We start from the raw sequence: 17,201 nt of genomic DNA, 5'->3' as shown, positions 1-17,201 counted from the left end.
ATGGAACAAACAGATATACTCTCTCTTCTTCGAGAGAATATGACAAAAGCCCATGCACCCTATTCCAAGTTCAACGTAGGGTCTGTGATCGTCTCGACAGACGGGAAGTTTTATAGCGGATGCAATGTTGAAAATGCCGCTTACCCCTTAGGTGTTTGCGCAGAAGCTGGAGCCATTTCGGCTATGATTCAAAACGGTAGCAAAGGCATTCATGAGATTTATGTGATGGGAGCAGGAGACGCTCTTGTCACGCCCTGTGGCGGTTGTCGCCAAAAAATTCGTGAGTTTTCAACAGCTAATACAAGAATACACATCTGTGGACCGGAAGGTTTACGACAGAGTTTTACAATAGAAGATCTTCTTCCTTTTTCATTTGGACCTGATAATTTGAAACATGAATAACTCAAAACAATCCACGGATATTACAGCTTCAGAACTTATCCGTGGCCGCCTTAATGGCGTTATCCCAGAAGTCGCAATCATCCTTGGTTCTGGTTTAGGACCACTCGTCGAAGCTGTCGAAAATCCAAATACAATTTCTTACAAAGATTTACCAGGCTTTCCGCAACCCTCTGTCGAAGGGCATGCCGGTTCGCTCATATTAGGTCAAATCAACGGTATAGAAGTCCTTATTTTACAAGGGCGCAGTCATTACTATGAGAACGGTAATGCCACAGGTATGTTAACTGTTATAGAGACCATTAAAGAGCTCGGATGTTCTCAACTACTTTTGACCAATGCGGCGGGCAGCCTCAACAAAGCAGCAGGTCCCGGCAGTATTATGCTTATCACTGATCATATCAATTATTCGGGTATGTCCCCACTGATCGGTGCACGTGGCAATGATCGCTTCGTAGATTTAACCGATGCCTATGATCCCGCTATCCGGACTGAGTTAGCTAAGACGGCTAAAGACATTAGCATTGAGCTGCATGAAGGTGTCTATATGTGGTTCTCAGGTCCTAACTTTGAAACCCCCGCAGAAATACGAGCCGCCGCCATCTTGGGTGCCGATGCTGTTGGAATGTCCACCGTGCCAGAGGTTATTTTAGCCCGAAGGGCGAACCTCAAGACTGCGGCCATGTCCATCATCACCAACTATGGCGCTGGCATGAGTGATATCGCCCTCACCCACGAACAAACCATGCGCAATGCTAAAACAGCCGCCCAAAGTCTCATTACATTGGTCAGCTGCTACCTTAAAAATTTGGGTAAATCTGATGACTGACAAAGCAAAACTAGCCCTTAGCCTGCTGGACCTCACAAGTCTATCTGTAGACGATAGCGACGCCTCTATCCAAAGGTTATGCTCAAAGGCAATCACTCCTTACACCGCCGTTGCGGCAGTCTGTGTATTTCCGCCGTTTATTAAGGTTTGCAAAGAAGCTTTAAAAGATAAAGGCGTAAGATTTGCCGCTGTTGCAAATTTCCCAAGTGGAAGCGAAGGCCTTGAAGCGGCCATTGCTCAAACAAAAACCATCGTTGAGTTGGGTGGAACAGAAGTTGACGTCGTTGTCCCTTACCAAGCTTGGATAGCAGGTGATAAAACCAGTGCCCCAGAACTGGTTCGGGCATGCAAAGATGCTTGTGGGGACAAAGTTTCCCTAAAAGTTATTCTTGAAAGCGGCGCCTTTGAAGATCTCACCTCTTTATACGAACTCAGTATCGCCGCTATTAATGCGGGGGCTGATTTTATAAAAACCTCAACAGGTAAGACGGATGTCTCTGCGACACTCGAAACCGCAGAGACCATGTTGAAGGCAATCAAGGGCAGCGGCAAACCTTGTGGGTTTAAAGCATCCGGCGGTATTAGGACACATGCTCAAGCCGTTGAATATATGGACCTTGCAGCCGATATCATGGGTACTGATTGGGTAAATTCAAAAACCTTCCGTTTTGGCGCCAGCGGTCTTTTAGATGATCTTTTGAACGTACTCGGTCATCAAAAACAGGTGGCTGATGAAGGCGGGTATTAATGTACCTTCCCCAAGAAATTATACGGAAAAAACGAGAAGGTCTGGCCCTGGATGAAAAAGAAATAGCCTTTTTTGTTCAGGGCATTACCAATGGTTCTATCAGCGAAGGGCAAATCGCAGCCCTCGCAATGGCGATATTTTTCCAAGGCATGTCTGCACCTGAAACGGTAGAGCTTACCCGGGCCATGACCTGTTCGGGTGACGTCATCAATTGGTCCGAGCTACAAGATCTCGGCCCGGTACTCGACAAACATTCAACGGGCGGTGTCGGAGACAAACTAAGTCTCATGCTGGCCCCTATCATTGCTGCTTGCGGTGGTTACGTTCCGATGATATCTGGCCGTGGCCTTGGACATACGGGTGGCACCTTGGACAAGCTTGACGCGATACCGGGGTACCAAACAGTCATTGATATTGATCGTTTTAAGAAGGTAACCCGGCAAGCTGGCTGTGCGATTATAGGACAGACAGAAAACCTTGCCCCGGCTGACAAGCGTTTCTATGCGGTAAGAGATATCACTGCCACGGTTGAATCCATTTCACTCATTACCGCGTCCATTCTTTCCAAGAAACTTTCTGCTGGCCTCCAGGGGCTTGTCATGGATGTTAAGGTCGGAAACGGAGCCTTTGCCGATACCCTGGACATGGCTGACGAACTTGCCCAATCGATCGTTCAAGTCGCAAAGGGTGCAGGCCTCCCCGCCACTGCCTTGATTACAGATATGAACCAGGTTTTAGGAACCACGGCAGGCAATAGCCTCGAAGTTCACGAAGCTCTCCAGTACCTCAAGTCAGAAAGCCAAGATCATCGTCTGGAAGAAGTGACAACGGCACTTTGCGCCGAGCTGTTGATGACAGGGGGCCTTGCCCGGGATCACGAAGACGCCACGACCAAAATCCAGAGCGTTTTGGATAATGGAAAAGCTCTGGAATTGTTTCAAAAAATGATATCAGGCTTGGGCGGCCCAACAGATTTTTGTGAAAATCCAACCAAGCACCTTGCACAAGCAACCGTCGTAACAGATGTATTTCTCCCTGAAGAGGGTTATCTTTCCTCTGTTGATACCCGTGCTATCGGTATGGCCGTGGTATCTCTTGGCGGTGGACGCAGCAAAGCCGGGCAAGCCTTGGACTATAGCGTGGGCTTTGATCACATCCTTCCTCTCGGAACCAAGATTGATCTTCAAACCCCTGTAGCACGTATCCACGCGCAAAATAAGCAAGATGCTGAGATGGCCATCGGGAAATTTAAATCTGCCCTAAAACTCTCGTACAACAAGCCAGTTTCACGAAAAGCTATCTTAAAAAAAGTTATGAGCTAATATGTCTAGAGCTTTCATTTTACTACTTGATTCCTTTGGTATTGGTGGCGCACCAGATGCCAAATCCTTTGGCGATCACGGCGCAGATACCCTTGGTCACATCGCCCAAGAATGCGTCAAGGGCCACGCTGATATCACTGGGGTGCGTAAAGGCAATTTAAGTTTACCGAACATGGAATCCCTTGGACTTGGCTTGGCCGCAAAGACCAGTACAGGAACCATTCCTGCAGGGTTCTCGGACACAATCCAGCCCACTGGTATTTTTGGGACAGCAAGCGAAACCAGCAATGGCAAGGACACACCAAGTGGCCATTGGGAAATTGCAGGTGTCCCCGTTGATTTCGACTGGGGATATTTCCCCCACACCATCCCCTGTTTTCAAGAAGCCCTTGTTTCATCCATCATAAAACAGGGACAGTTACCCGGTATCCTCGGGAACTGTCATGCCTCTGGTACCGAAATTATTGCCCAGTACGGCGAAGAACATATGAAAACTGGAATGCCGATTGTTTATACTTCTGCCGATAGCGTAATACAGATCGCCGCCCATGAAGAGAGCTTTGGCTTGGATCGTCTGTTAGATCTTTGCATAAAAGTCCGTGGTCTTGTCGATGATCTGAATATCGGTCGCGTTATTGCACGCCCTTTTATCGGGACAAAAGCATCCGAATTTAAGCGTACAGGCAACAGACGCGATTATAGTGTCCTTCCCCCTGCGCCAACTCTGTTGGACGGTGTAAAGGCAGCCGGGCGGGAGATGATCGCCATTGGTAAAATCGCAGATATATATGCTCATCAAGGGCCGACCCAGGTGATCAAGGCATCTGGTCATGAAGAACTTTTTGATAAAACAATGGAACAGGTTCATACCGCCCCGGAAGGGTCGTTGATTTTTACCAATTTTGTCGATTTTGATAGCCTCTATGGACATAGAAGAGATGTCAGCGGTTATGCGTCTGCTTTGGAAAACTTTGACCAAAAGCTACCCGAACTTATGGCCGCACTAAAGCCCGGTGATCTGGTTATATTAACAGCAGATCACGGTTGCGACCCCACCTGGCCCGGCACAGATCACACTCGTGAGAACGTACCCGTGCTCGCTTTTGGACCTGAAATATCTTCGAAAGATATCGGCCTCAGAAATACCTTTGCCGACATTGGTCAAAGTATTGCCCGTCACCTCAATATCCCTGCATTAAAAGCCGGAACTTCCTTTATCTGACATAACTGAAATAACAAGTCCCTAATAGAGCATAAACTCCAGGAACGATTAACCAGGAATGATTAAATGGTATTGAAAGCAGAATTACATACCCATCTCGAAGGCACAGCCTCTCCTGAGTTGGTGAAACATCTGGCGCATCGTAACACCATGTCCCTTCCAACAGATTTGTTTAACACTGATGATACTTACAAATGGACAACGTTTCTCGAGTTTTTAAAGGCCTACGACCTTGCAAGCTCAGTTATCAAAACACCTGAAGATTATCGGGATGTGACCTACGACTATTTAAAACAATGTGCGCAGCAAAATACGATCTATGTCGAAGTTATGTCTTCGCCAGATCATGCGGCGATGGCAGGGATGGGATATCAAGATCACCTGGATGGCATCGTCCAAGGGATTGAAGACGCCCAAAGAGACTTTGATATCATCGGACGAATTATTGTCACCTGCGTACGTCATTTAGGGCCAGAGAGATCCTTGGTCGTTGCCAAACAAATAACAGGTGCGCTTCATCCCTTCGTTGTTGGCTTTGGGATGGGCGGCGATGAAAACGCACATCACCCGTCCGATTTTGCACCAGCTTTTAATCTCTGCCACGAGGCTGGATTACCATGTAATGTTCACGCTGGCGAAATGGCCGGTCCTGAATCAGTTCACGCCGCCTTAGATCATCTTCCCGTGAAAAGGATCGGGCATGGCGTAAGGTCCATTGAAGATTCCAATCTGGTTCAACGGCTTATCGATCAGAACATTACCTTGGAAGTTTGCCCGGGAAGTAACATAGCGCTTGGGGTATATCCAAATTTTGCTGAACATCCTTTTTTAAAATTAAAAGACGCGGGATGTAAAGTAACCTTGAGTTCAGATGACCCTCCCTTCTTCAATACATCAATTTCCAGAGAATATGGGATCGCCTCAGAGCATTTCGCGCTTTCCGATGACGAGCTTATCGATATAACAAGAACATCGCTCGAAAATTCCTTTGCCGACCAAAAAACCAAAGACAAATTGCTCGCACGTCTATAAATATAAATAGTCTCAATATCCTCTCATGGATCTCTGATTCCACATGCTTTAGGTAACGTTCTTTTAAATGGCCAAACTTTATTTTTATTACTCCTCCATGAACGCAGGTAAATCGACGGTACTGCTACAATCGAGCTATAATTACCAGGAACGAGGCATGGGAACTCTTCTGTTTACCGCAGCTTTGGATGATCGATATGGAACAGGTAAAATATCCTCACGTATCGGTCTGCAAGCAGAGGCGTTGATCTATTCGAAAGAAGACGATCTCCTTACCATGGCCAAACAAGAGCTATCGGAACGCAAAATAAATTGTGTGTTCGTTGATGAGGCCCAATTTTTGACAAAAGACCAAGTGTTTCAAATCAGTGAAATCGTCGATCATCTCAATATCCCTGTCCTAGCCTATGGTTTGAGAACAGATTTCCAGGGAAATCTGTTTGAAGGCAGTAAACAATTACTTGCTTGGGCTGATGTCTTGCACGAACTCAAAACTATTTGTCATTGCGGAAGTAAAGCGACAATGGTTATGCGGGTTGATGAAAGCGGTGACGCCATATGGGAAGGATCACAAGTAGAAATTGGTGGTAATGATCGTTACGTTCCCGTTTGTAGAAAACACTTTAAATCAGAAGTCCTTGGCTATCTCCGATGAAAGGCCATTTTGAACTAAAATTTTGATTAGTAATCAAGATTGATAGCTAATGTAGATCTTGGTTCAAAATTATCCCCAAAAGCCCCATTTTCAATAATTTATTTAGTTATAGTTAACCTCTGATCAATAGTCTGTACTCTCATAACACGTTACTCCTCATCATTTTTCAAACATGAGGGATAATAAGGGGTCTTTAAGGTTGGGGAATAGTTAATGAGCGCAGTTGTTCAGGGCTCACTGATAAAGTTTGGTCGCACGACAACACTCTTATCGTTAGCAGTTAGTATTTTTTTGATGAGTGTGTTCTTTTTCACAGTTTTCAAACTTGAAAGTGTTGCGATAAAACAGCAAGAGAAATCATTTAGTGAACAGCAGTTCTTGCAAACACGTATTACCCAGAAAGCCTTTCAAGCTACACTGAATAACATTAAAAATTATACACTGGAATTTTCTCAATTTCCGGCCCGACAAGTTCTGGCCAATAACTTTCCCATTGATCAGTTCGAAAAAGAACTGTCCAGAATAACAACCTTTCATCCCTCAATCAGTGGTACGATCTTGTTTGATGGTAATCAACAGGTTCATACCAACACAATAAACAACGAACCTAAGAATAGTATCCTCCATAAAACTGTCGGTAAATGGGTAAAACAAAATTGGATCGCTCTAAGTTCAGCCGAGATCGAGCTCATTGTTCCACCGTTCTATGCCACATCACAAGAGCAATTTTTTGCCCTTATGGTCCCCATTAGAACAGGGAAAAAGCTTGTCGGCGTATTGGTTACAGTTGTTGATATTTCTGTTTTATCAAATGAATATATAGCCCCCATGCGATCAGGAAAGCATGGTGCCGGATATATGATTAACGAGAGTGGATTGATTCTTTACGATCACGAAATTGAAATTATCGGCAGAAATATCTTTGATGGATTACATAAAAATTTCCCGGACTTACAACGTATTGATCGACTGCTAATTTCACAACTTTCTGGCCAAGGAGAATATCATTTTACGGTCACCCGGCAGGGTAAAAAAGAGCTTTTACGAAAACTAACCTCTTGGAACAAAGTGCAAATTGATAACAAATATTTTGTGATTAGTCTCTCAGCGCCAGATACCGAAATTGTCGGTCCGATTCAGGAACTCAGACAGCATGGTATTTTTATGGCGATTGTGCTCTCTTTCGGGTTAGTACTCGTAACTATTTTGATCTACAAAAATACCAATAGAGCTCTTATTCGGACAACGCTTAAGCTTGAAGAAGAAATTGAAGTACGAACCAACTCACTAAATAAAACTGAAAAAAGCTACCGTGATACCGTTCAAAACGCAGGGATTGGTATTTACAGAACAACGCCAGAAGGAAAATTTCTAAGAGCAAACCCTTATCTCGTACGCATGAACAATTGTAATACCGAAGAAGACCTTATTCAGATTGCAAATTCGACAGTTGATCAATGGTATATCAAACATGACAGGCGAGATGAGTTTAAAAAAATTATGGCCGAAAAAGGCTATGTTGATAATTTTGTATCAGAGGTTGCCACCTACAATTCGGATCATAATAAATGGATCAGTGAAACCGCTAGAGCTATTCACGACGAAAATAATGAAATTCTTTACTACGAAGGCACTGTTCAAGATGTGACACATCTGGTTATCGCCAAGGAAGCACAACAAAAAAGTGAAGCGAATCTCAGAGCACATATAACTGCAATGCCCGATCTAGGAATCATTTTTTCACTATCTGGAAAAATTTTAGATATTTACGGGAACCAAAATTTGCTCGCTCAACCCCGGGAAGAAATGATAGGCAAGTCGCTCAATGAGCTTGCATCAGTTATAAAGGCAGAAAAATGGCTTCAAATCATAAAAATGACCGCCGAGACAGGCGACGTACAAAGTCACGAGTACAATCTAACGATCAATAAGGATTTAAGATGGTTCGAGGCACGATCTTCCCTCATCAAGGATGTGCCTAACTCTCCCTCACGGATAGTCATCCTAATTCGGGATATTACGCAGCGTCATCTAGATAAACAAGTAATACTGTCCGCCTTGGAAAATGCCGATATCGCCAATAGATCTAAAACCGAATTCTTGGCCAATATGAGCCATGAACTCAGAACTCCTCTTAATGCGATACTCGGGTACTCTGACATCATGATACAGGAATTGTTCGGTCCCGTACAAAACGACAAGTATCAGGAATATATCACTGATATTCATACAAGTGGTCAGCACCTTCTAGATATTATTAATGACATTCTCTACCTCTCCAAAATAGAGGCAGGAACCTATGTGCCTGATGAAACAACAACTGAATTAAGCTCTATCATAAAAGACACAAATCGGATCATCAATGGGGCAGCCATTGAGAAAGGTATCGCCTTTATAATTGAGGAAATACCGAATATCTCTCTCCGATGTGACCCAAGAGCCATTAAGCAGGTAGTGATTAACTTGTTATCCAATGCTATAAAATTCACCCCTCGCGGCGGAAACGTGGACCTGTCGACCACAATTGGAATCAACGGTTTGACCCTTATCATCAAGGATACAGGGATAGGCATAAAGAAATCTGACATCCCACGTGTTTTGGAGCCATTTGTCCGAGTTGGAACCAGCCAAATAACAGAAGAATCTGGAACCGGAATTGGCTTATCGCTTACCAAGAAACTTGTAGAGTTTCATGAGGGAACACTTGAAATTGAAAGTATGATCAACGAAGGAACGACTGTAACTGTTACCTTCCCAACAGAACGCATTATAAATAATAACTGAATAAAATAACGATCATCAGCCTCTTCTTCTTTTTCTCCTTAAGATGGCTTTATCAGCAAATTTACAGATGTATTGACTATTGGTGTTAGCATTGCTGGATGCCGTGCTACTGCGCAGTAAAACACCGGATGCCGTTTTATTATTGTTAATGCAGGTATTGCTCAACAGAAAAAGTACACCTCGAGCCTCATGATGGACATCGTTTTAGCTAGAAGGTCTCGATCCCGTCAAAAAGCTTTGGACAATGCCGATCACTCGGGTTGAACAACTTCTGGGTTAGATTGAGAAGTTGCTCCTTACATCACAATCGTAAATCGTTTTCGACACTATTTAAATTCTGTTTGAAAATCGCTCGAATGCTGTAATGCGCTTAACAGGGATAAAGCTCGTTGAATTTTGGTAAATATCGGCCTTGAGATATTCTAACTCGGCTTCATGCTCATCCTCTGAGCAGTCGATATACCATGCTTTTGGTTGCCCATTCGCCCCATCGTTCCAACGATATCCACGCGCTTTTAGTATGTCTTTACTTTGAAACGGTGCTTGTTCAGCACATATTCTATAAACGGGCTTTCTAGCATTCTCGAGAAGCGCCCTTAAGGCACTCTTATCAGACCTAGGCAAATCACGTGACAGAATTTCAAGCCCAGCACGACAGTCCGTCTCTGCCCGGTGTGCATCATAGAAAAAACCATAATGGACGGCAATATACTCAAGCTTGGAACCTGCAATCCCTTCCCGGCTCCATGGAATATCTTTTTGCGAACACCCCCAGGATTTTTTTTCAAAGATCGGCCATTTTATCTCGACGAACTTACGATCAAAATTAGCATTGTGAGCAATCACGAGATCGACTTGCGAAACCATTTGTGTAACGACTTCACCAGCAATCTTTTGCCCCTTAACCATCTCATTGGTAATGCCCGTTAATTCCGTTATCTCGGTTGAGATCGGTTTTGATGGTTCCTGTAGTTGATCAAATGCAGGCTCAAGGTCCAAAATTTGGCCATGACGGGTAAACCGAAAAGGGATCATGGCCAACTCAATGACCTCATCCTGGTCATGATTTAACCCTGTGGTCTCAACATCAATATAAAGCCCCTTACGGATACTGACCGTGTCATCTTCAATCGCCTGATATACATTTTTAATCTGTAAACGCTGAAGCACACGAAAATCTTCTGTTGCATCCAACTCTTGGGCTAATTGATTGTAACGATACATAAATTAATCTTTTTAGTTCAAGTAATCGGTCGACATATCTTTGCAAAGTCGAGAAAAGCCTTGATTGCTGTGGTTAAGGGCTATCAAGGTTTACCTCATTTGTTACAGACTACATACTTGAGATCTATAACTCAGCCAAATACTAACTTCTCAATGTTCACAAAAAATGTATTGATGCTCACCCTGATCACAGGCATTGTTACATGATCTCAATATATTAGCTTCCTTTGGTTTTGTGGTGATGAGCGAAGAAAATATAATATCCCAACCAATTTCCTTTCTCTCAGACCGGGCCCTGCCAAGTCTTAAGCGAGGGTTTGAGTGGTGGGAACTTTCTGACGGCCTTATCGGAAGTGATCAGGAAACATCGACTATTCTTGAGAATATACAAATATCAATAATCCAGCAGGAGGATAAGATCCCTCCCCTTATTCATGCAGGTATGACATCCGTAACCGCTCTTGTCTTTGGGCAAATTTGGGCGAAAAACTGTAACGGATCAACCTTACCCGATGAAGAATTCGATCAAGCCGTCACCGAACAATATATTAAAGTACTAAATGAAAATAAGCCGTTGGTTCATGAAATTATTGCTCACCTACATCACCCCATAAAGGGTAATTGCTTGGTCAGTTATGAGCGCTTGTTACTGCCTTGTCGCTTTCGCAGTGGGGGGAATGTGATTGGGAGTGTGACGGGTTTGAAATCATTCTCTGTATTGCCAAGTACTCCAAATCAAGCCGATCCATCCAAACCAACCAGTCATTCGGATTGATCTCTCTCGGTTGTTCCGCCCAATGTGATCCAATGGGTTCACAATGGAAATATCCTTCTTTCAGCGCAAATCCTGAAAGACAGAGTCTCTCATCCATAAAACCATAGACGTAATCAGGTTTCCACTTCAAAAGCGCAGTAGATAAAGCAATCCTGGACATTAAACCCGCTAAATTTTGTCGCGCACAAGACTTGTCCACCCAAACATCGCCATGATAAACGACACGCCCCTTAATACGTTGTGCAGCAGGACTTGAACTTTCTTTTAATATACCACCATGAAGCCGTTTGAGGTGTTGCTGCCAATAAATGGCTAGGGTCGTCTCCCCAAGTTCAGAGAGCCGCATGACCTGTGTGCCGACGGTTTCCCCCTTTGTATTAAAGCCCCTCACCCAAAAACCATTACGGGGCATAATGTCATAATATTTTGAACTAAAAGGCTCAGAGATATCTTTTCGACCTTCAATAGAGCTACAAACGCGTTCCAGTTCTTGAAAATCTTCACTGATCTCTATCCCGACACCCTTTGATTCTAATTCCATTTCCAAGCTGGATATCAGACGTGTTACGGCATGTATGACCGAAGCTTTATGCATTAGTTTCATCCCTATAAATTATTGTTCGAAAAGAAAAAACGAACATATAGGAATGCTTATGAAGTTCTTGTTAGCCAGATAAATTTGCCGCGTGAATGTCACAGAAAACAAGATCATCAAGAGTACGAAAATATGCCATCCCATTTGCTAGCCCAAGCAAACAAGGCCTTAGCATGATTTTGCTAAGGCCTTGTTTTATATGGTGCGCCCGACAGGATTCGAACCTGTGACCTACTGATTAGAAGTCAGTTGCTCTATCCAGCTGAGCTACGGGCGCTTATCATTTTGAGAAGACTTAATGCGTCCAACGCCCCAAACGGTTGGTGCCGAAGTTGTCACCATATCCTTTGGGTTTCATTTTGCGCTCTTTAGGCTCTTCTACGCTGTACATTACACCTTCACGCTTGGCGTAAGATATGGCTTCTTCTTTGGTATCGAACCACATACGGAGCTGTCCGCGCGTATCGCGACTGGACGTCCATCCCATAAGAGATTCGATCTCACGGGCTGTATCCGGCTCATACTCGACCAGCCACCGCTTAGTGTTGGCACGGCCAGACTGCATTGCATTTTTGGGAGGCTGATAGATACGAACTTGCATGTTGATCCCCAAGAATTCGGCTTTCACAAAACCGACGAAAGAATTTTGGTGGTCGGGGAGAGAGGATTCGAACCTCCGACCCTCTGGTCCCAAACCAGATGCGCTACCAGGCTGCGCTACTCCCCGTGACCACGGTCATCGTATAAGACAGAGTAACACGCAAGGCAACTATCTTTTTATAAAACTGACGTCTTTTTTTTAATCAACCGCTTTTTAAAAGGTGTTGTATTTTTTACATTAAAAGACACATTGCCCTGAATTGATTAAAAACCCTATAAGGTAAAAACAATTGGCACCCAATCGATAACCCCATAAGAAAGCAGTACCGTTTATGTCTTCACTCTTTGGTTCAGATTTTTGGATTATGGCGCAGGTCAGACAATCCAATCAAGAAGGCATACCAGCAATGGTCATTCACAAGGGGGATGCAGATAGAGGCAGTCTTCTTTTGAAAATCAACTTGCTTGGCCCCGGCTGTCAGGTACTCAACCAGACACGCGATATTGATGGTAATCTGGCGTGGCTTGCCGCCAACAAGGGGGAACTGATGGCGGAGCGGGATGCGGATGAATATATCGAGCGCGCGATAAAGCGCGACCCGGATGTCTGGGTTGTAGAATTGGAAGACCGAAATGGTAACAACCCCTTTGGCGGCGAAGTTCTTTAGAAGGTCCGCTTTGAAAATTTACCGTTCTCGCGTCGCCGTAAAGTTCAACTTAGGGTTATCTTCCTGGATACGTCCCATATCCCAGTGATTACGAGCCATATAGACCGGACAACCATCTCTGTCATCAGCAAGCGATCCTTTGTTGCGATCAAGGAAATGCTTCATTGCAGCCTCATCATCTGATGTTACCCAACGCGCAGTGACAAAAGGTGCGGGCTCAAAGCCAACGTTAATACCGTACTCCTGCTCTATTCGAGCAAGAAGGACTTCAAGCTGGAGTTGCCCAACAACACCAACAATATACATGGCGCCAATCACAGGGCGGAAAACCTGTGTTACACCCTCCTCCGCCAAACTTTCTAAAGCTTTGGAGAGGTGTTTGGCTTTCAACGGATCATCAAGGCGCACCCGTTGCAGAATTTCCGGCGCAAAACTTGGGATGCCAGAGAACCGGATATCCTCGCCCTCTGTCATACTATCGCCAACCCGTAAAGTCCCGTGGTTGGGAATACCAATAATATCCCCCGGCCACGCTTCTTGGGCCAGTTCCCGGTTTTGAGCAAAGAACATAATCGGATTATGAACACTCATGGACTTGCCAGTACCAATTTGGTGAAGTTTCATGCCACGGGTGAACTTACCGGAACAAATCCGCATAAAGGCAATGCGATCACGGTGTTTAGGGTCCATATTCGCCTGCACCTTGAAAACAAAACCAGTGACTTTGGCATCATCTGGTTTTACTTCACGCGGATTAGCTGGTTGTATCTTTGGCGCTGGTGCAAATTCGAGTACCGCATCCAACAACTGCTTAACCCCGAAACTTTTTAACGCAGATCCAAAATACACAGGTGTAAGATGGCCTTCACGGTAGCTTTCCAAATCAAATTTTGGACAGGCATCCATTGCCAAATCAGCCTCTTCAAGAAGAGTTTCGTACTGATCTTCAGGTATAAGATCAGGAAGTTCATCACCGAGTAAAGGTGCAGAAATAGGTGTTCCGTAGTCATCTTCACCCGAAAAAGGGATCATCTCTTCTTTGACAAGATCATAACACCCTTTAAAGGTTCCACCGCCGCCAACAGGCCACACCATGGGTACGGTATCAAGCGCAAGAGCTTCAGCGACTTCATCAAGGATCTCAAAAACATCGCGACCTTCGCGGTCCATTTTATTGACAAATGTAATGATCGGAATATCACGTAGGCGACATACTTCAAAAAGCTTGCGTGTTTGCGCCTCAATACCTTTGGCAGCATCGATCACCATAATCGCGGAATCAACCGCGGTCAGAGTCCGATAAGTGTCTTCACTAAAGTCTTCGTGACCAGGCGTATCGAGAAGGTTAAAAGTAGCCCCTTCGTATTCGAAGGTCATAACAGAGGTCGTCACGGAAATTCCACGCGCCTGTTCGATCTTCATCCAATCCGAATGTGCCCGTCGGTTATCGCCCTTGGCCTTCACCTGACCCGCCATACGAATAGCACCACCAAGAAGCAAAAGCTTCTCAGTCAGGGTCGTCTTACCCGCATCAGGGTGTGAAATGATAGCAAATGTGCGTCTAGCGGCAGCTTGTTTAGAGACTTCAGAGGACATGATCTTTGTTTCTTAAAAGTAGGTACACAGATATGTACACTTTTATGAAAAACTCCATACAGCACATATCTAAAAACTGCGCAGACAATCTCGCTTCTAATGCTTTTCGTCAAGAATAAAGAGATTTATCCGTCAATTCCGCCCTTATTACACCAGTTAGCTTTCATCAATATAGAACAACAAGCTGTATATTTGGTTCGAAATTCAAGAGTCCGTTTCGACCTTCTTTAGGAATAGCTACTGCACTCAAAAGGGTCATCAAAAAAAATCTTGATCACAACATAACCACTATATGTAACGTATCTGTGTGTTCTTACTTTAAATAAAGTCGATTATCTATTTGATATAAAACATTTATAAGTAATATCTACATTTCACAAGACAACTCCCTCATAAGTGGAATTAGCTTAGTTTAATTGAAATTTAAGATACATGGCGCAATATTAATAAAACAGGGAATGCTCGCGTATTTAATACCTTTGAAAGGAGGCCCTCATGTTTAAGTACATCACACTTGCGGTGATCGCTTTTTCGGGCTTGATAGCGACGGTCCCGGCTTATGCTCAAAATCAGTGCGATAAGCGTGCCAGTATTCTGGAAATGCTCTCGCACAAGTATAGCGAAAAGACTCAAGCTATCGGTGTTACCAATAAAGGTGGGTTAATTGAAGTTCTCACTAATAAAGATGGAGCAACCTGGACCATTATCGTCACAACACCTCATGGTATCAGCTGTCTTGTTGCCGCAGGTGAAGGATGGCGACAGCTAGAAAAGGCAGAATTAGAGCCTGAAGCTTAAAAACTCTGCTCTGATCCACAAATCACGTAATTATTGTTGTAATAAGTGGTGATTGGCAATATCTCCAGCCTTAATACCCAGCCGAAGTGCGGTGCCCGCGTTAAGCTCTAACACCCCAATGACATTCCGACCGGATGAAATGGTCCGGGTTGATAACGGGGTCGTGTTTTCTTCTATGTATACTATTTTTCCCTCGGAATTTAAGAACAACATATCTAAGGGTAGGTAAGTATTCTTCATCCACATCATGACATCGTTTTCGTCTTCATAAACAAAAAGCATACCTGCATCTAAAGGCATTTTCTTTCGATGCATCAAGCCTTGAGATTTTTGTTCAGGCGTGACTGCCAACTCAATATCAAATTTGTGAGCAGCCCCTTTCAGAGTAAAAATTGTCAGCGTATCTTTCTTAAACAAGTCCTGTGAAAAAACAGAACCCGGCACAAAAAACAGCGTGCTCCAAATCACAATAAACGGTAGAAAGTAGCGATTTAAATATGCTCCATACATTCTGGAGAAATTCCTTAATTCAATGGCTGTACTCATTATATAGACCGGTAAATTTATCCAGGCAATTGAACGACAACGCTAATGAGAGTTCTCATAGACATCAACATACTTCTAAATACTTTGTTATTTGATCAGAAATTTCTTGTGTTTATCACCCCTGCATATGTTAATATTGAATTGAAATATCAATCTGTTGTCACCGGAGAACCTAATGAATCACAAGAGCATCCTTGTTCATCTTGCCAATGATGAAGAGCACACCACTCGTTTGGAAGTTGCCCTAAAACTTGCCAAGCAGAACGATGCCCATGTTTCTGCGTTATTCATTACTACGCCGATCGGGATGCCCGCTGAAATTTATGGTCGCGGAGCCTCAGTACAATTTCTTCTGGATGCCACAAAATCATCCGAAGATCGTGCAGAAGAATTAGAGAAAGAATTCAGGGAAACCTGTGAAAGAGAAAATATCTCACATAGCTGGGTCGTACAGGAAGGAGATCATATTTCACTTTTGGCCGAACACGCGCATGCTGCAGATGTGATCATTGTCAGCCAACCTTATTTCGAACATTTTGAGGACCGCTTTAGAACCCGTCTCGTTGAAGAAGTTACTCTTCTCAGCGGTTTACCCTGTTTGATGGTTCCTCGTGGATTTGACGCCTCCAAAGACATTGCAAAGCGGGTCATGATTGCCTGGAAAAGCACCAGAGAATCCTTAAGAGCTGTTCGCGATAATATGAACGCTCTTCGTAAAGCCGATAAAGTGTTCTTGTTGACGATACAGCCAGACACTCAGGACGCTCTCTCTCTCAGCGAAATTAATAATTATTTGAACCGACATGGTATTAATGCAGAAACCCTAACCATAGCACAGACAGAAACCTCTATAGGGCAAACCATTCACGATTCTGCCCAGGCTCACGGTTGCGATGTGATCGTCTGCGGAGCCTATGGTCACAGTAGGTTACGTGAAATGCTTTTGGGCGGGGTAACCAAATACCTGGTTAAAGAGGCTACAATCCCAGTGGTGATGTCACACTAACAACCAGAGAGATCTAGGGGCCAAACGGCCCCTTTTACTTGAGCGTATTTTGATTGTACTACTCTTCTTCAGAGACACCCCCTGCTCTTTCGTACTCTAAGTCACCATGGTAATTTTAGATTATAACCGCCGTTCAAATTGTTCATGGTCTTGATATGAAGACAACGCCAAGAAATAAGAAGTTCTCCCTGCAGGCAGAAGATATTTAATTTCTAATATTTATAGCTCCGTAAAACTCCACAAAAAAAACTGACCGCTTCCAAATTTTCTATCGCCTTTATCAAAAACTAAAACTCTCTCATGCTTTTAAGACAAATTGAGAAACATCTCCGACGGTCAAATAACTCAGTTTCACGAATATCAAGAGCAATACTTGCCTATAATAATTTCCACAAAAAAAGC

At 43.9% G+C, this 17,201-nt stretch carries 16 protein-coding genes and 2 tRNA genes; 11 read left to right on the top strand and 7 right to left on the bottom strand.

Annotation, left to right across the window (positions count from 1 at the left end):
* The 8 genes from cdd to ACFSKO_RS17545 all read left to right on the top strand — a co-directional run bounded on the left by cdd (nt 1) and on the right by ACFSKO_RS17545 (nt 8,991).
* Complete coding sequence (cdd, locus tag ACFSKO_RS17580) at nt 1–402, top strand: cytidine deaminase (protein WP_380254055.1); 402 nt, start codon at nt 1–3, stop codon at nt 400–402.
* Nucleotides 395–1,228, top strand: coding sequence for a purine-nucleoside phosphorylase (locus ACFSKO_RS17575; protein WP_380254053.1), 834 nt, complete (start codon nt 395–397; stop codon nt 1,226–1,228). Before cdd ends, ACFSKO_RS17575 begins: the two co-directional genes overlap by 8 nt.
* Nucleotides 1,221–1,976: a deoxyribose-phosphate aldolase gene (gene deoC, locus ACFSKO_RS17570; protein WP_380254051.1), complete on the top strand. Its 756-nt coding sequence runs from the start codon at nt 1,221–1,223 to the stop codon at nt 1,974–1,976. Before ACFSKO_RS17575 ends, deoC begins: the two co-directional genes overlap by 8 nt.
* Nucleotides 1,976–3,298 carry a thymidine phosphorylase gene (gene deoA, locus ACFSKO_RS17565; RefSeq protein WP_380254049.1) on the top strand — a complete coding sequence of 441 codons (1,323 nt, stop codon included), beginning with the start codon at nt 1,976–1,978 and terminating at the stop codon, nt 3,296–3,298. Before deoC ends, deoA begins: the two co-directional genes overlap by 1 nt.
* Nucleotide 3,299: 1 nt before the next feature.
* On the top strand, nt 3,300–4,520 hold the full coding sequence (locus ACFSKO_RS17560) for a phosphopentomutase (RefSeq protein ID WP_380254047.1): 1,221 nt from the start codon (nt 3,300–3,302) through the stop codon (nt 4,518–4,520).
* Between the two features lie 66 nt (nt 4,521–4,586).
* Complete coding sequence (locus ACFSKO_RS17555; RefSeq protein ID WP_380254045.1) at nt 4,587–5,552, top strand: adenosine deaminase; 966 nt, start codon at nt 4,587–4,589, stop codon at nt 5,550–5,552.
* A 67-nt stretch (nt 5,553–5,619) separates the two neighbouring features.
* Nucleotides 5,620–6,207, top strand: coding sequence for a thymidine kinase (locus ACFSKO_RS17550; RefSeq protein WP_380254043.1), 588 nt, complete (start codon nt 5,620–5,622; stop codon nt 6,205–6,207).
* Between the two features lie 213 nt (nt 6,208–6,420).
* Nucleotides 6,421–8,991: an ATP-binding protein gene (locus ACFSKO_RS17545; protein WP_380254041.1), complete on the top strand. Its 2,571-nt coding sequence runs from the start codon at nt 6,421–6,423 to the stop codon at nt 8,989–8,991.
* Between the two features lie 330 nt (nt 8,992–9,321).
* Here ACFSKO_RS17545 and ACFSKO_RS17540 read toward each other — a convergent pair whose 3' ends face one another.
* From ACFSKO_RS17540 to ACFSKO_RS17520, 5 genes are all read right to left on the bottom strand, one after another.
* Entirely contained in the window at nt 9,322–10,215 is an 894-nt protein-coding gene (locus tag ACFSKO_RS17540) for a 3'-5' exonuclease (protein ID WP_380254039.1), read from the bottom strand.
* A 629-nt stretch (nt 10,216–10,844) separates the two neighbouring features.
* Entirely contained in the window at nt 10,845–11,585 is a 741-nt protein-coding gene (locus ACFSKO_RS17535) for a hypothetical protein (RefSeq protein WP_380254037.1), read from the bottom strand.
* 200 nt (nt 11,586–11,785) lie between these two features.
* Nucleotides 11,786–11,862 (bottom strand) — tRNA-Arg (locus ACFSKO_RS17530).
* 18 nt (nt 11,863–11,880) lie between these two features.
* Nucleotides 11,881–12,186 (bottom strand): ETC complex I subunit, encoded by a 306-nt coding sequence (locus ACFSKO_RS17525; RefSeq protein ID WP_380254035.1) that lies wholly within the window; start codon nt 12,184–12,186, stop codon nt 11,881–11,883.
* Between the two features lie 49 nt (nt 12,187–12,235).
* Nucleotides 12,236–12,312, bottom strand: a tRNA-Pro gene (locus ACFSKO_RS17520).
* A gap of 205 nt (nt 12,313–12,517) precedes the next feature.
* Between ACFSKO_RS17520 and ACFSKO_RS17515 the strand changes: the two genes are divergently transcribed.
* Complete coding sequence (locus ACFSKO_RS17515) at nt 12,518–12,853, top strand: DUF1491 family protein (protein ID WP_380254033.1); 336 nt, start codon at nt 12,518–12,520, stop codon at nt 12,851–12,853.
* A gap of 18 nt (nt 12,854–12,871) precedes the next feature.
* Here ACFSKO_RS17515 and ACFSKO_RS17510 read toward each other — a convergent pair whose 3' ends face one another.
* The gene (locus tag ACFSKO_RS17510) at nt 12,872–14,449 is read right to left on the bottom strand and encodes a peptide chain release factor 3 (protein ID WP_380254031.1); all 1,578 of its coding nucleotides are present in this window, start codon (nt 14,447–14,449) and stop codon (nt 12,872–12,874) included.
* Nucleotides 14,450–14,944: 495 nt separating this feature from the next.
* On the opposite strand from ACFSKO_RS17510, the gene ACFSKO_RS17505 reads away from it, so the two are divergent.
* A complete protein-coding gene (locus tag ACFSKO_RS17505) occupies nt 14,945–15,247 on the top strand; it encodes a hypothetical protein (RefSeq protein ID WP_380254029.1) in 303 nt (100 codons plus the stop codon).
* 30 nt (nt 15,248–15,277) lie between these two features.
* On the opposite strand, the gene ACFSKO_RS17500 is transcribed toward ACFSKO_RS17505, so the two are convergent.
* Nucleotides 15,278–15,793 (bottom strand): DUF192 domain-containing protein, encoded by a 516-nt coding sequence (locus ACFSKO_RS17500; protein WP_380254025.1) that lies wholly within the window; start codon nt 15,791–15,793, stop codon nt 15,278–15,280.
* A 175-nt stretch (nt 15,794–15,968) separates the two neighbouring features.
* Here ACFSKO_RS17500 and ACFSKO_RS17495 point away from each other — a divergent pair, with 175 nt between their 5' ends.
* Nucleotides 15,969–16,799, top strand: a complete 831-nt coding sequence (locus tag ACFSKO_RS17495; protein WP_380254023.1) for a universal stress protein — start codon at nt 15,969–15,971, stop codon at nt 16,797–16,799.
* Nucleotides 16,800–17,201 lie beyond the last annotated feature (402 nt).

It is taken from the genome of Kiloniella antarctica, from assembly GCF_042682825.1.
Taxonomy (GTDB): domain Bacteria; phylum Pseudomonadota; class Alphaproteobacteria; order Kiloniellales; family Kiloniellaceae; genus Kiloniella; species Kiloniella antarctica.
This window is presented reverse-complemented; position numbering and strand designations above follow the sequence as displayed.